Here is a 1431-nt window from a genome sequence, read left to right as displayed (position 1 = left end):
GTCACTGCCGTTTGCGCTGCTTCTGCTACTCGGCTGTCGGGAGGAACATCCCACCCGCCGCCGAACGCTCGAAAGACCGTGACTGCGGCCCGTGCCGCGTCGGCGCGGGTACCGTCAAGCTCGTCCCGAGCGACCAGGAGCTGGCGGTCCGCGTCAAGCACGTCGGTCAACGTGATTGCGCCTGCCTTGTACGCATGTTCAGACAGGTCGCGCGCACGCGTTAATGACGCCACTTCCCCCTGCAGTTCCTGCAGGCGCGTTTCGGTTTGGGAAAGCGCCACGAAGGCGTTCTCAACGTCCTCGGTTGCTTTGAGCGCCGCCTGGCGGTACTGCATCAGCGCTTCGGCGTTGGCGCCGCGTGTCTCGGCCACCTCAGCGTCGACTTTCCCGAAATCGAACAGTCTCCACCGCAGCGCTCCGGAGCCAATGGGCTGGAACGCCTGAGCGCTTAAGAAGTGGTTGGGGCTCGTACTATCAAATCCAAGCGCCCCGGAGAGCGAAATCTTGGGATAGTAGTCAGAGATCGCGGCACCGATCCGCTCGTTTGAGGCTGCAAGACGTCGTTCCGCCGCAATCATGTCGGGACGTCGCCGCAGCACATCCATAGGTGTGACACGGTCATCGATCGCTGGAACAGCGGGGATCGTACCCGGCGCGCTCAGTTCCCGCGCGTAGGTTCCCGGTTGTGCTCCCATCAGTACGTCCAATCGGTTCAGTTGCGCTTCCAGCGCAGTACGTAGCGTCGGTACGACTGCTCTCGCCTGCTTGAGCAGTGCCTCAGCCTGCGCCACTTCCCTCTCGTCCGCTGCGCCCGCGCGTTGTCGCACCTCAACAAGTTCCAGCAGATGCACATCCGTATCGACCTGGTCCTGAGTGACCGCCAGTTGGGCTTGCAACCCTCTAATCTGCAGATAGGCATCGGCCGCGTCGGCGGCGACGGTAATGTGGGTGCCGAGCTGGTCCGCTTCGGCTGCCGCAGCCTCGTCCCGGGCAGCGGCCGCGTTGCGCCGCAGGCCGCCCGCGAGGTCGATCTCCCAGCTGGCCGCTGCGCCCAGCGTGTATTCCCGTTGGTCCCGGCTGTAGCCCGGGGAAGTCGCTTTGGCCAGAGAGCCGAGCGGGCTGTCCAGACTCTGATGCTCGGCTGTCGCGGTGCTGTTCAGGTCAAGGGTTGGGAACAATTGCGCTCCCGCACCTGAGGCTGCGGCCCGTGCCTGCTGGACGCGGGCAAAAGCGGCTTTCAGGTCGAGGTTTTGCGCAAGTGCGCGCTGTACCACGGTGACAAGTTCGGGGTCGTTGAATCCCGTCCACCAGTTATCCAGACGCGGCGGGGGTGTAGTCGAGCGCTGCGAGTCCGCCGTGATGGTGTTATGAAACGGTGCGAACTGCGTGGTCGGCGCCACGTAGTCCGGGCCGACGGCACATCCGGAGAGT

The 1431-nt window shown here is 64.4% G+C and carries 1 protein-coding gene; it reads right to left on the bottom strand.

All coding sequences use genetic code 11. The annotated features are described in order from the left end of the window. On the bottom strand, positions 1-1431 hold a 1431-nt coding region (locus J3489_RS37180), incomplete at both ends, for an efflux transporter outer membrane subunit (RefSeq protein WP_207005768.1).

Source organism: Trinickia mobilis (assembly GCF_017315705.1).
GTDB classification, from domain to species: domain Bacteria; phylum Pseudomonadota; class Gammaproteobacteria; order Burkholderiales; family Burkholderiaceae; genus Trinickia_A; species Trinickia_A mobilis.
Note: the sequence above shows the minus strand (reverse complement) of the source record. Positions and strands in the feature narration are given on the sequence as shown.